This is a genomic window from Psychrobacillus sp. OK032, from assembly GCF_900111345.1.
Taxonomy (GTDB): domain Bacteria; phylum Bacillota; class Bacilli; order Bacillales_A; family Planococcaceae; genus Psychrobacillus.
Map to the genome: position 1 here is coordinate 110,139 of NZ_FOGY01000009.1, position 14,001 is coordinate 124,139.

Sequence of the window (14,001 nt, forward strand, 5' to 3'; positions counted from 1 at the left end):
CGAAAGCTAATGATTCAAAAGGATTTGAAAGAACTATATGACATACAAGCTGCGCTAAACTCCACTACTATATTAGCGATTACAGATATTTTAGGTAAGATTACATTTGTAAATGATAAGTTTTGTGAGATATCTCAATACACCTCTAAAGAGTTAATAGGCAAAACACATAGTATCATCAATTCAGATTTCCATGAAAAATCTTTTTTTCAAGATATGTGGACAACAATTTCCGTGGGGAAATCGTGGAGAGGTGAAATTCGAAATAAAGCAAAGGATGGTTCTATTTACTGGGTGGACACATCCATAGTCCCTTCCTTAGACGAAAAGGGAAAACCCTATCAATATGTTGCGATTCGACATGATATAACAGAAAGAAAAGAGCTCGAAGTTCTTCTTCAAAAACAAGTCACCGAGGATGTCCTAACAGGTCTTCCTAATGCCATATTCTTTGAAAATGAAGTTAGAAATAGATTAAACAATAAGGAAAAGTTTTTTCTACTAGTCCTTAACTTAGATGATTTCAAAAGCATCAATGAAAGTCTAGGACTTTTCCATGCCAATCAAATTTTAAATAGAGTTGGAATACGTCTATCTGATGCTCTCCAGAGTAGTCAGCACGTTTTATCGAGAGTCTTTAATGATGAATTCTCTGTTATATGCAATACAACTGAAGAGGGAGTAAGGAAAATAATTCATTCCTTAATGCATCATTTTGAGAGCCCGATTTCATACTTAGACATAGATTATTACATAACGTTTAGTGTAGGTGTTTCTAAATTACCAACTAGTACGGATACATTTGAGGATACCCTGCAAAGTGCATTCCATGCAGTAAACGTAGCAAAAGCAAGTGGAAAAAATACATATGCTTTCTTTAATAACAGTATGATTATTGATACAAATCGAAAATTAACACTTAAAAATGCTATGCATGAAGCCATTCAAGAAAAACGTTTTATCATGCACTACCAACCTCAGTGTAATACTGAAATGGAGTTTACTAGTTTTGAATCGCTTGTGCGATGGAATGATCCTATTTTAGGTTCAGTATCTCCAGGTGAATTTATCCCATTAGCTGAACAAACAGGGTTAATCATTCCATTAGGTTATTTATTATTTGAGCTTGTGTTACAAGATCTGCCCAAATTACAAGAAGCTACTGGGGAAAAAGTAAAAGTTGCATTTAACTTGTCCCTAAAACAGTTTTTTGATACGAAGCTCATTTCAAAGCTGAAACAACTATGTAACGACTATGAGATAGATCCAAGCTATATAAAAATTGAAATTACTGAAGGGGTTTCAACTACAAGGACAGATTATGTAGTGTCTGTTATTCGTCAATTACGAGATGTTGGAATGGAAGTAGAATTAGATGATTTTGGCACTGGCTTTTCTAGTTTAAAGCATTTAAAGGACTTTCCGATTAACTGCATAAAGATTGATCAAAGCTTCGTAAAAGATGCCTTAAATTGCCCAACAAGTAAAGCGATTATTAACGGAATCATACATTTAGCACATGAGCTTGGATTTACAGTATTTGCAGAAGGAATTGAAGAGGAAGAACAACTAAAATATTTATTAGATGCGGGCTGTGATGGATTTCAAGGATATTTGCTTGGAAAACCTCAGCCACTTAGCTACTATCAAAAGGAGAAAACTTTAAATGGCTCTATTTTTTAACAAGAAGGATTCAACAAGCACAATTGATTTTAAACAAATGCTTCCTGTAACATTGGATATCTCAAATGAGCCAGAAGTACAAAAACAAATTGCTTTAATTCACTTAACTAAAAAAGACCTTTCTATTCTTCAACATCTACAACCTTACATTGAAAAAATATTAAATAATACGGTAGTACGTTTCTATAAATCTTTAGAAGCTGAACCTAAATTAATGAAGATTATTACAGATAATAGCAGTGTCGAACGACTGAAAAAAACATTGTATCACCATTTGTATGAAATGTTCGCTGGAGTAATTGACTCTAACTATTTGTCTCAAAGGAAAAAAATTGCACAAGTACATGTCAGAATTGGTCTAGAACCTAAATGGTATATGGGTGCTTTTGAAACGTTACACTATGAATTTTCACAATTTGTGATTGGATTATCGATATCTACTGAAGATCGAACTAATGCCATAACTGCTATCAATAAAATATTAAATTTAGAACAACAATTGGTATTAGAAGCCTATGAATTAGAAAATACGAGGCTGCGGTTAGAAGTAAAAGCTCTGCAAGATTCCGTTAAACAAGGCGTTTACAATACTGCTCAAGAACTAGCTGCTGTAAGTGAAGAAACAAGTGCATCTGTTGAACAGCTAGCTTCCCAAGCTAAAGCGATAGAAGAATTTACAACACAAAGTCTCTCATTTGTTACACATACAGAGGAGAAATCAATAGATGGGCAACTCCTTCTAGGTAAACAAACTAAACAAATGCAATTAATACATGAAAGTATTGGCACATTGCAGAAAAAAATGGAGCAACTCCAAATTTCTTCTAATAGAATTCGAGAAATTGTTGGTTTAGTTACAGCAATCGCCAATCAAACAAATCTGCTTGCGCTAAACGCTGCAATTGAAGCAGCTCGTGCAGGAGAACACGGTGCAGGTTTTGCTGTCGTTGCATCTGAAGTTCGAAAACTTTCCGAAGAAACCAAAAAGGCAATTGATAATGTGACCGCTCTCATTCAAGAGACAGATGATGGAATCATAGACATGACTCAATCCGTTTCAGAAATGAACTATCTTATTAATGATGGTGCAGAAACATATAATCAGGTTTCTAATTCTTTTAATGATATTGTAGAAGCAATGTCCGGAATTAAGATGCAGAGTGAACGATCCAATGAGGAAATCACTATAATTTCTACCATTTTGAATGAGTTAAATCAAGCAATTGAAATGATTGCACATTCCTCAGATGGATTAATTGATACGATTAATGATTTGTAGCACCTAATAATAAAAGTGAAAGGCGCCCACTCAGGTTTTCGGGTCACTTTGAACTGCACATATACCTACACCTTTAAAGATTTTTACTTTATTACATTTGTGAGATAGATTTATTCGGGTAGCTTTGTTCACTACCTAGTTTATGATATGCGTCTATTTGGCATGGAAATACAAGGTGCCACGGTGATGTTTGCGGTCAATTTCAAGCGAATACTCACATTTTTAAAAGAAAAAGAATAAAAAAGATCAAAGAAATAGGCAACTTCTTGTTCAAAGTCTAACAAGAAGTTGCCTATTTTAAGTAAACGCACCCCATTGAAGAGTAAAAACCCCTTGGAGGCCCAAAGGGTTTGTTTGATAATGAGTGGTTGTTATATAATTTAAAATTTTTATAAAAATTGCGAGTCAGAAAACGCCATTATAAACTTGTTCTTCCGCTATAACTGTGTCTATGTGGATTATCACCATTTACAGTAGTAAATCCACTAAACTCATGATAATGACCGCTGTTAGGAAGTGGAATAGCTGGACCGGTAACTCCTCGAATCTCATGTCGATGTCGATCATCGACAGATGTAAAAGTAAAGTATCTATGATTGTGTGGTACACCACTTGGTGCTGGTTCAGTAGTTCCGGCATATACATGATTATGTCCTACATTAAAAGATGTAACACCTCTAAATTCGTGGACATGAGCGGGCACGGGTCTTCCATCCCATTGAGTAATAAGAAGCTGATGGGAATGCGTAGGATCAGAATCGTCTGAATGATACATGAATCCGGAAACTGGTATTTCCAAAAGTATAACTCCTTTTTGCTTTTTCAATACTATATGTATGGGTAGTAAAAAAGGTTTCAAACTTATCCCGATAAAGAGGTTTGTTAGCAAAAATACGCCACACCTCTCGATTTATCATTTGATATATTTATTCAACAATTTGTGAAGTATTATACTTAAGTAACGGAGCCTTAGGACACCTAATATTATTTAGGTGTCTTTTTTTATAAAACTACTTGATGTACCAATTGAAGTTTAGCAATGCTGAGTATAGGCGAATGTACAGACTGTCAATTCTTACATAGCATAACCTAAATCATATTCAAAGGAGGAAAAAATAATGACACAATTTGGTTACGATCGACATGACAGGTACGATGATGAATACGGTTATGACGGTTATGGGAGACCTTACAGAAGACGACATCCACATTATCAATACCCATTTTTCCCTATTTACCCATTCTACCCAATCTACCCACCATACTATCGCTATCCATACCATCATTATCCATACCATCATTAACCATACAACCGTCCTTATGGCTCTTAATATATCTAATGCCAACTCTCAAAATCAAGGACCGGCAGAATTTTAAATATAAATACTGTCGGTATCGTTTCGTTTATTATGTTCATGAAATCGAATAATTTAAAAATGTGTTTTAGTAATTTCTCTCTTAAACTACCATGAAAATAAGTTTCTTCAAGACTCTTCTCAATCGTTAAAAAGAGGAGGGCGTACATAAATAGGTCAATGTATTTTGTGGGCTACTAGTATGACTCCTCTAACCATTTTCATTCCCTGTGGTGCAGCACTACTTTATGCTGCATGGATGGTTAAAATGAGCGTTGATCGAAGAAGGATTGATTTAAATAGGTACTATTTTTATAAGAAGTTCTGATTTAAAAGGAAATTTTTTTTGATTGTTGGGGGACGTAGCGTTGTATTGTATCTAAAAAACGTTTTGTATGAGGTGGACCGATGTGTTTTTAAAATCAATTTCAGATGATGTTCGATTTGCCCAATTAGAATTTCGTAAACATACAAAAGTGAAGAGGCTTGTTTTAGGATCTTTACTCGCCTGTATGGCTACTGTACTTCAGGCAGCTGGTGGCTTTTTACCAGGGATCGGATATTTTATCAGCCCATTTGCCACTTTACCTATTTTGATTGGTGCTATGTTTTCCATTCAGATGGGAGTGATGTCTTATTTTCTTACCATCCTGTTGCTATTCATTCTGTTTCCAAGTGAAATAGTCATTTTCCCTTTTACAACAGGGGTGATAGGGGTTGGTATAGGTGCAGCTTTTTCCTTTTTCAAGAAGAGATTAAACATTATTATTATTGGTGCCATTCTCTTAACGTTAGGTATTATGACTCTACTATATGTTTTCCACTTTCCCGTACTTGGTCCAGCCGTATCCGAATCTTATTCATTTCTTACAGCAGGAAGTATTTTTATATTTTCTTTCCTTTATAACTGGTTATGGGTTGAGATGGCTTTATTCTTTTTTAAAAAATTTAAGACCGTTATAACTTGGTAACTCTCGTAGTTGTCTTACAGGACAAGCAACATAACCGTTCTATTGTAAGGAAAATACAAATATTTCGAGTGAAATCAAGGTGTTCGGCTTTTAATTACCCGGAAAAATAAATAAACAAGGAGCCGATTGCTCTCTTGTTTGTTTTTTTTTCGATTCAATTAAATCCAAGAAAGAGATTTATTTGGTAGAAAGTAGAATTTTATAGTGATGAATCATAGAACAATTTCAAAAATAGTACCTTGATTAAAATCAGTCACGTTCATAGAGCCATAAACTCCTAAATATAGTCTCGTTTGATCTAGATTCGTACCTAAAGTAACATAATAAGCTGACCCGGACCCAAAATTATAATCGGTTTGAATAACACTAAAATCATTTGGTTTACTATCTGTTCTTACCCTAGTATAGGCTAAAACCCCTTTACCCGGAAGTTGAGATTCCGCGTGTCGGGCTAGAAGATCGGTAAACACAACGCTTCCTGTTAAATTGGGGATTCCATTCCCCATATAAGCTTGCACACCTGTAAGTGCAGTTCCTCCAAACTTATCGGGTCGGGGATCTTTATGAAAATAACTAGTTAAAGGCTGAAGACGCCTCATTGAATTTTTTACAGCTTCATTGTAATAAGCAATTGTTTTCTCCTCCATAGTTGGATTTGCAGAGCAGCCCCTTATAATCGAAGTAGGAAAAGCACCTTCCCACCCTCGCCAGCCAAAGTTAATAAATCCTTCTTGGTCAGACTTAGATTTCATTAATGAATTCTGAACAAGCTGAGTAACTGGTATTGGTTTATATTGAACGAATGAAAAGATAGACTCTACCAAATCCTGTCCGACATTTCCCACATATTTGATATATTGATCATAAAACCTTTGATATGAAATGCCTGGAATATTTCGAACGCCTTTGGCGATTACCGTAAGTGTTTCCTGAATAGTTGCGGGAAGTTCATTAAAACGTGTGACTACGGGTGGATTATCAATAAATGTATTCTTAACTACATCGATTTCAATTATTTTACCGGCTATTTCCATATCGTTCTGACTTAAATTAAATGGATCATAACCTGACCCACCATCTCCGGTTGTTAAAACGAGTTTTCCTGTTTCAGGTGAAAAGTTTAAGCTATTGACACCATTATGATTTAAAAATGGTCTTCTTAAGTTAAGTAATGTCCGTCGCTTTTGAGGTTGACCATTCGATTGTAAAATCCATTCTTCAACTGTATCAATATGATTATATTGAGTTTCTCTATTTATCCACCTTAGGTTTAAAGTTCCGGGATCACACGGGTTAGGCATAAAACGTTCTGATAGAGCATCCGGACCTTGTGTACCAGCTACTGAATAATGAAGATAAAACAGACCGTTATAATAAAAATCGGGATGAAACGCTAGACCTAGCAAACCCCTTTCATCATATCCACCACGAGAAACACCTAGTTCAGAATCGCCAAGTTTTATGATTCGCGAGCGAATATCTAAAAAATTTCTTATAACTCCATTTCCTATGTAAAAAATCTCTCCTACCTGGGTTGCGATAAATAATCTTTCCATTGAGTCACCCGGCAGTATAGCTGTTTTCAAAACAGTGGGTAAATTTATCTTAGTTACAATGGGCAGTAAGCGAACCTTAACTTCTATAACTTTACACTCCTTCTTACTGTTTTCCTTTTAAGAATATGATTAGAACGGTTCTATTAGTACCTAATTAGGGCTGGGGAATGTGACAAGGCAATCTGATTTAATAGGAACCTAAAGAGAAATGAATTGAATTAGAAGCTGAGGGAAGCTAAATAAAAAAAGCTCGATTCCACTTAAAAAGAAATCGAGCATGTGTCGTGTGTTGCCACATATACTCCTCACAACAGAAAGGGTGTTCCGCTCAAATTGAGTGGAACACCCTCTCTTGTTTTGGATCAATTGTCTTCTTGAAGATGCTTTCTTAGAAACTGAATGACATGATCAAATGCATTTTGCACTGTTGCACTTTGCCAATCTTCATCAAATACGTGTTTTCCGTTTGGAATAGTAATCAATTGGTTTTCTACTCCAGATTTCGTCAATGCTTCGGACATCAATACTGATTGCTCGTATGGGACATCTTCGTCTATTGTTCCGTGTAATAAAAGTGTTGGTGGATAATCCGCATCTAAAGAGTATAACGGGCAAAACGACTGAAGCTCTTTTATGTCCATGTCGCTTATTTTCTCCATCCAAACACCATTTTGTCTTGCGTACATATATATAGCGTAACGTTTTTGAATCGGTCCAACGGTAATGACTTCATTTGATACGAGCATGTCCGCAAGTTCTTTTGGAACAGCTGTCATTTTTTTATAGTGAGGGCTTGGTTTTAATGCCCACTCTCCAGTAATATCACCGTATCCATAAAACGAGACAATGGCTTGCGGTTTTGTCTCGAAAGTTCCAGATAAAAGTGCAAGGTAGCCACCAGCAGAGCCGCCAATCATTGCTATTTTTTCTGGGTTATAGTCAAACTGTTTTATCCCCTCATTCTTTAGCCAGGAAAGTGCGTCCGCAATATCGGTTACTATGTCAGGTATTTTGGTTTCGGGTGCAAGTCGATAATCAATCGAAAATACATTAAACCCTGCCTGCAAATAAAATTTAACTTGTTCAACTTTAATATCTTCTTTAGATCCCCACAGTAGACCGCCACCATGAATATAAACAATGACAGGAGCAAACTGTAGAGTGGTGGGATAAAAATCTGCTTTTATTTCAAATTGTTCACTTTTTTTATAAACGACAGTTGTTTTCATTTGTTGTAACACACACTTTCTATAAAATGGTCAATGTTTTTATTATTATTATCTAACGAACCTTTGAAATCATTCGATTTATGGTTCAGTATTATTGAATTATATCACAAAAGTAAATTTCCTTTAAATAAGCGGTAAATTAGGAGAATTGCTCATATACGTTGAAAACGGCTCATAAAAAGCCTGAATTTAGTTGTATCGAAAGCAACTAAGAAAAGATTAATGATTTTTATCCCTTCATACTAAAGGTGTGACCTTGATTTTATCTACATTATCAAATGAACGGAATGTACGTTTTCCTCTCTATATAATTAACTGTTGTACATACATCTTATAGAAAAATACAAGTGAAATACCAAACAATAAGCATTTTCTGAAAGCGCTTGCTAGATGTTTTGCCATCTATAAATAGAGTGAATTTAGGGAATGACTAATTGTTAGGAAATGATGCTCATATTACATAAATATTGAAGAGGTGTTTTTAGAATGGCCAAAATTTTAGTTGCAGGAGAAATTCCGCAAAAGGGATTAGACTTGTTAGTAGAAAAGCATGAGGTAGAGGTATTCCCTGGAGAAACATTAATTTCTGAAGAACAATTAAAAGCACGTATTCAAGGTAAAGATGCCCTATTAAGTTTATTATCAACACCTGTCACAAAAGAAATTATTGATAAAGCACCGAACTTGCAAATTATCGCAAATTATGGAGCGGGCTTCAATAATGTAGATTTTGAATATGCAGCATCTAAAGGAATCCCCACTACCAATACACCGATTGCCTCTACTGCAGCAACAGCAGATTTAACGATCGCTCTTTTGTTAGCGGTTGCAAGGAGGGTAGTAGAGGGTGATGAAGTATGCCGAACAGTTGGCTTTAACGGCTGGGCGCCACTTTATTTCCGAGGGCGTGAAGTAACGGGGAAGACAATTGGGATTGTCGGATTTGGACAAATAGGACAAGCAGTCGCAAAAAGGGCTGCAGCGTTTGATATGAAAGTTATATACTACAACCCACGCCGAAAAAGCGAGGAAGTAGAGAAATCCTTAAATGCTACATATGTTTCGTTGGATGAATTATTAACACAAGCTGATTTTATTACACTTAATTGTTCATATAACCCAAGCATGAAACACATGTTTAGTACGAAACAATTTGACATGATGAAAAGAACCGCCTACTTAATAAACTGTGCACGTGGTCCAATTGTAGAAGAAGCAGCTCTTATAGAGGCTTTGAATGAAAAAACAATTGAAGGTGCAGCATTAGATGTATTTGAATTTGAACCTTCTATTGGAGAAGGCTTGAAAAAACTAAACAATGTTGTTTTAACACCTCATATTGGTAACGCCACATTTGAAGCACGAGATGCGATGGCAGTAATGGCTGCTGAAAACATTGTAAAAGTATTAAATAATGAGGATCCTCTTTATGTAGTGAACGGTGTAAACAAAGTAAAATCCTGTTAAATCTATTGTGTTCATATAGTTGAAATAATCATGTTGAAAAACTCTAGGTCTGAATAGCTCAAATTAGTTTGGGAAAAACTATAGAGATTGGTAGGAGTATTGTGATGCAACAACAGAAATAAGAGAGATCAAAAGAGACATCAGTATAGGCATAAGAATACCCCAGAAAAATTAGTTTTCATTAAGTTAACAGAAAAAAATATCTTTAGGGGGCGATTCCCATAGAACAGGTAAAGACTCCACCAGAACAAGAACAAACTATTAGTAAAGACTTAATGCCAATTAAGTTAGAGGACCGAAAGTGGGGTATGGGGAACTATTTTGCCCTTTGGATGGGGTCTGTGCATAACGTACCAGCCTATATAACAATCGGAGGTTTTTTCGCACTTGGGTTATCCGTCGGTCAAGTATTTTGGTCAATTATACTTGCGGCCTTCATTTTAGGGGCAATTTTATCTATAGGTGGGCATGCAGGGACAAAGTATGGCGTTCCCACTACTATGTTACTTAAAACATCATTTGGTACAAGAGGATCAATGGTCCCTGGTGTAATTAGAGGAGTCATTGCAGCAATTATGTGGTTTGGTTTCCAAACGTATGCAGGTAGTCTTGCTGTAACGATTTTAATCGGGAAACTGTGGCCTGTATATTTAACATTAGGCGGCGATTGGAATTTCTTTGGTTTAAGTTTACCTGGGTTAATTTCATTCTTATTATTCTGGGCCGTAAACGTTATGTTTGTTTATGGTGGAATGGGAATCTTGGGGAAATTCACAAAAATACTTTCTCCAATTATTTATATCGTATTTGGAGGAATGGCCATTTGGGCTATTAATTTAGCAGGAGGCATTACTCCAATAATACAATATGTACCTAAAGGAATTGAAGGAAATGCGTTGCTCGTTTTCTTAGGATGTGTAAGTGCTCTCTTAGCAACATGGGCGGCTCCTGCTGTTAGTATTTCAGATTTTACAAGGGAAGCAGTTTCTCAAAAAGTTCAAACAGTTGGGCAAATTGCTGGAATCCTTCTTTCATACTTATTATTTGCCTTTGCAAGTATTGCTGTTATCATCGGTTCAGAAATTGCATTTGGTACCCCTATTTGGAACGTACTTGATGTAGTAGAGAAATTTGATAGCAAATTTGCAATTGCTGTATCAGTATTAACCATTTGTTTGGCAACTTTATCAGTGAATATTACGGGGAATATTGTTCCAGCGGGTTATCAATTAGCATCGTTGTTCCCGAAAAAATTAACATTCAAATCAGGTGCATTTATTGCAGCACTTGTAGGAATAATAATAATGCCATGGAAGCTCATGGAAAACTCAACAAGTATTTTCCTTTTCTTGGGAGTTATTGGGGGATTATTAAGCCCAGTACTTGGTATTATGCTTTCTCACTATTTTGTTGTTGCAAAAAAGCGCATTGATATGAATGGGTTGTATGGTTCAAGCAACAGTTATAGTTATCAAAACGGATTTAACATGCAAGCAATTATTACGCTTATCATTGCTAGCGTTATTAGTTTAATTGGTCAATTTGTTCCTGTCTTTAAGCCGCTTTACGATATGTCTTTCTTTACAGGGACAATTATTGCTTTCATTCTTTATTCATTGATCGCTAAAAAAACGATATCTAATCCATTGGAGGATGAAATATCCTAATATTAGGGAGGAACTGTAATGACGTATGATCTAATTATTAAAAATGGAAATGTTGTATTTCGCGATGGTGTCCGTCAAGTCGATATCGGAGTGAAAAATGAAAAAATCGCTTGCATAGCGGTGGAAATCACAGATGAAGCAAAAGAAGTTATTGATGCTAGTGGTCAATATGTAATGCCTGGAATGGTTGACACGCACGTTCATATTAGTGAGCCTGGTCGAACTGAGTGGGAAGGGTTTGAAACAGGATCAAAAGCAATGGCAGCTGGAGGTACGACAAGTTACGTTGAAATGCCACTGAATGCATTACCAGCAACGATTAATAAAGAAGCGCTTGATCTTAAACTTGATGCTGCGGTTAACCAAAACTATGTTGACTATGGTTTCTACGGCGGACTTGTACCCGAAAATCTAGATAAACTAGAAGAATTAGCAGGTGCAGGTGTTCTAGCGTTTAAATGTTTCCTTTCCGATATTACGAGTGATATTCCTGGAGATTTTACTAATGTCGATGATTATACCATGTACAAGGGAATGCAAAAAATAGCAGAATTGGGTGGGATTTTATGTATCCATGCTGAAAACCCATCAGTTACGTCTAAACTCACTGAAGAAATGATCAGAGAAGGCCGTACATCTGCAGCTGAGTATGTTGATTCACGTCCAATTTTCACTGAAGTAGATGCTGTTCAGCGTGCCATTTTGTTTGCAAAGGAAACAGGTTGTAAATTACACTTAGTACACATTAGTACGTCAGAAGCTATTCAAGTAATTTTAAAAGCGCGTTCGGAAGGGTTAGATGTAACGGTTGAATCTTGTCCACACTATTTTGCGATGACTGCTGAGCAAGTAGCGGAAATTGGTCCAAAAGCAAAATGTCAGCCGCCAATTCGAAAAGCAAAAGACCAAGCGAAATTATGGGACGAGTTATTGAATGGCAATATTGACTGGTTAACTTCTGATCATTCACCATGTACAGAAGACTTGAAACAAGGAAACATATTTGAAGCATGGGGCGGAATTAGCGGGGTTCAAAATAACGTTGATTTAATGTTTGATTTAGCTGTAAAACAACGTGGTTTAGCAGTAGAAAAGTTTGTCGATTTGATTGCATTTAACCCTGCCGAACGTTTTAAGTTGCCTTATAAAGGGGAAATAGCTGTTACCAAAGATGCAGACATTATTTTACTAGATCCAAATCAATCCTATGTTGTGAGAAGAGAAAATCTATATTACAAAAACAAACATAGTGCCTATGAGGGCAGAAAAATTGACTGCCGTGTAACGAAAACGATTGTTCGCGGAAATGTAGTTTTCGATTTACAACAAGGAATCGTAGGGGAACCAATCGGAAAATTATTATCTACTGTAAAATAAAATAGGATTTCGAACTTTTCTTAATAAAGGGAGAGCGATTATCATGACAAATTACGATTTAATAATAAGAAATGGTCAAATTGTAACTTCGAAGTCAGTTGCCAAAGGAGATATTGCGATTAAGGATGGCAAGATTGCCGAAGTATCGATTAATAAAGAAATCAGTGCAACAGGTGCTAACGAAATAAACGCAGAAGGTCTTCATGTTTTCCCGGGTTTAATAGATTCTCATGTGCATTTTAATGAACCTGGAAGAACGGAATGGGAAGGCGTTGAAACAGGCAGTAAAAGCTTGGCTGCGGGCGGAGTAACGACTTATTTTGATATGCCTTTAAATAGTACACCTCCAACAATAAATAAAGAAAATTTAGAATTAAAAAGAAAACTTTCCGAAGAGAAATCTGTTGTAAACCCGAACTATTGGGGCGGGCTCGTACCGGAAAATATTGATAATCTAAAGGAACTATATGACAATGGTGTCATCGGCTTTAAAGCATTTATGTCGCCAAGCGGTATAGAGGATTTCCATCATGCTGACGATGAGACGCTTTATAAAGGAATGGAAGAAATCGCCTCTATTGGTTCACTACTTGCTGTTCATGCGGAAAGTACAGTAATCTGTGATCAGCTTGCAACGAAGAAGTTACAAGAAGGAAAAACATCTGCACGTGATTTTGTTGAATCAAGACCGATTATTTCAGAGATAGAAGCTGTACGAAGAATTATTTCTTATGCGGAAGTGACGGGATGTAAATTACATATCGTTCATGCAAGCAGCAGAAAAGTAGTTCAAATAGTGGAAGAAGCAAAACGCAGAGGCGTAGATGTCACAGTCGAAACATGTGCCCATTATTTATCATTAACCGTAATAGACTTAGAAGAAAAAGGCGGATTGGCAAAATGCGCGCCTCCTTTACGAGATGAAGATGAGTTAGAAGATTTATGGGTGGCAGTTGCTAATGGTGAAATTGATGTGATTTCCTCTGACCATTCTCCAGCGCCGGCTTCAATGAAGACGATTACGGATAATTATTTCGAAGGTTGGGGTGGTATTTCTGGGGCACAATCCACATTTAATGTTATGCTAACAGAAGGCTATGCTAAACGTAATCTACCTTTAGAAAAGATTGTTACCTTAATGTCAACCAATCCTGCAAAAATCTTTGGTTTGCAGGGTAAAGGAGATATTGCTGTTGGTTATAACGCGGATTTCGCAATCGTTAATTTAGATGAAAGCTTTAGATTAGAAAAAGAAGATTTGTTCTATCGTCATCAACATTCACCATATGTAGATATGGAATTTAAAGGGAAAGTGAAGACGACCATTGTAAATGGTGAGGTTGTTTATGAAAGCGGTAGTTTTCCAAAATCATAAAAGAGTTATTATATTGTGAGTAACATGTAATAAACGGAATAC

The 14,001-nt window shown here is 36.2% G+C and carries 11 protein-coding genes; 8 read left to right on the forward strand and 3 right to left on the reverse strand.

All coding sequences use genetic code 11. The features are described from left to right. Positions 1-9: 9 nt before the first annotated feature. On the forward strand, positions 10-1,683 hold the full coding sequence (locus BMZ04_RS17030) for a sensor domain-containing protein (RefSeq protein ID WP_093274262.1): 1,674 nt from the start codon (positions 10-12) through the stop codon (positions 1,681-1,683). Next, the gene (locus tag BMZ04_RS17035; RefSeq protein WP_093274265.1) at positions 1,667-2,962 is read left to right on the forward strand and encodes a globin-coupled sensor protein; all 1,296 of its coding nucleotides are present in this window, start codon (positions 1,667-1,669) and stop codon (positions 2,960-2,962) included. The genes BMZ04_RS17030 and BMZ04_RS17035 overlap by 17 nt, the downstream gene beginning before the upstream one ends. Before the next feature lie 418 nt (positions 2,963-3,380). Here the strand turns inward: BMZ04_RS17035 and BMZ04_RS17040 are convergent, their stop codons facing one another. Continuing rightward, on the reverse strand, positions 3,381-3,761 hold the full coding sequence (locus BMZ04_RS17040; RefSeq protein ID WP_093274269.1) for a YmaF family protein: 381 nt from the start codon (positions 3,759-3,761) through the stop codon (positions 3,381-3,383). 319 nt (positions 3,762-4,080) lie between these two features. On the opposite strand from BMZ04_RS17040, the gene BMZ04_RS17045 reads away from it, so the two are divergent. Together BMZ04_RS17045 and BMZ04_RS17050 are read left to right on the forward strand one after the other, a co-directional pair. After that, a complete protein-coding gene (locus BMZ04_RS17045; RefSeq protein WP_143128316.1) occupies positions 4,081-4,266 on the forward strand; it encodes a hypothetical protein in 186 nt (61 codons plus the stop codon). A 461-nt stretch (positions 4,267-4,727) separates the two neighbouring features. Then, on the forward strand, positions 4,728-5,288 hold the full coding sequence (locus tag BMZ04_RS17050; protein ID WP_255367987.1) for a YybS family protein: 561 nt from the start codon (positions 4,728-4,730) through the stop codon (positions 5,286-5,288). Between the two features lie 212 nt (positions 5,289-5,500). Here the strand turns inward: BMZ04_RS17050 and BMZ04_RS17055 are convergent, their stop codons facing one another. Further along, complete coding sequence (locus tag BMZ04_RS17055) at positions 5,501-6,931, reverse strand: PQQ-dependent sugar dehydrogenase (protein WP_093274280.1); 1,431 nt, start codon at positions 6,929-6,931, stop codon at positions 5,501-5,503. A gap of 275 nt (positions 6,932-7,206) precedes the next feature. Further along, positions 7,207-8,085, reverse strand: a complete 879-nt coding sequence (locus tag BMZ04_RS17060; RefSeq protein WP_255367989.1) for an alpha/beta hydrolase — start codon at positions 8,083-8,085, stop codon at positions 7,207-7,209. 474 nt (positions 8,086-8,559) lie between these two features. Here BMZ04_RS17060 and BMZ04_RS17065 point away from each other — a divergent pair, with 474 nt between their 5' ends. The 4 genes from BMZ04_RS17065 (at position 8,560) to BMZ04_RS17080 (ending at position 13,959) form a co-directional block, all read left to right on the forward strand. Continuing rightward, positions 8,560-9,540, forward strand: a complete 981-nt coding sequence (locus BMZ04_RS17065; protein ID WP_093274286.1) for a 2-hydroxyacid dehydrogenase family protein — start codon at positions 8,560-8,562, stop codon at positions 9,538-9,540. A 275-nt stretch (positions 9,541-9,815) separates the two neighbouring features. Further along, complete coding sequence (locus tag BMZ04_RS17070) at positions 9,816-11,207, forward strand: allantoin permease (RefSeq protein ID WP_093274290.1); 1,392 nt, start codon at positions 9,816-9,818, stop codon at positions 11,205-11,207. Positions 11,208-11,225: 18 nt separating this feature from the next. After that, positions 11,226-12,584 carry an allantoinase AllB gene (allB, locus tag BMZ04_RS17075; RefSeq protein WP_093274293.1) on the forward strand — a complete coding sequence of 453 codons (1,359 nt, stop codon included), beginning with the start codon at positions 11,226-11,228 and terminating at the stop codon, positions 12,582-12,584. Positions 12,585-12,627: 43 nt separating this feature from the next. Beyond that, the gene (locus tag BMZ04_RS17080; RefSeq protein ID WP_093274298.1) at positions 12,628-13,959 is read left to right on the forward strand and encodes an allantoinase; all 1,332 of its coding nucleotides are present in this window, start codon (positions 12,628-12,630) and stop codon (positions 13,957-13,959) included. Positions 13,960-14,001 lie beyond the last annotated feature (42 nt).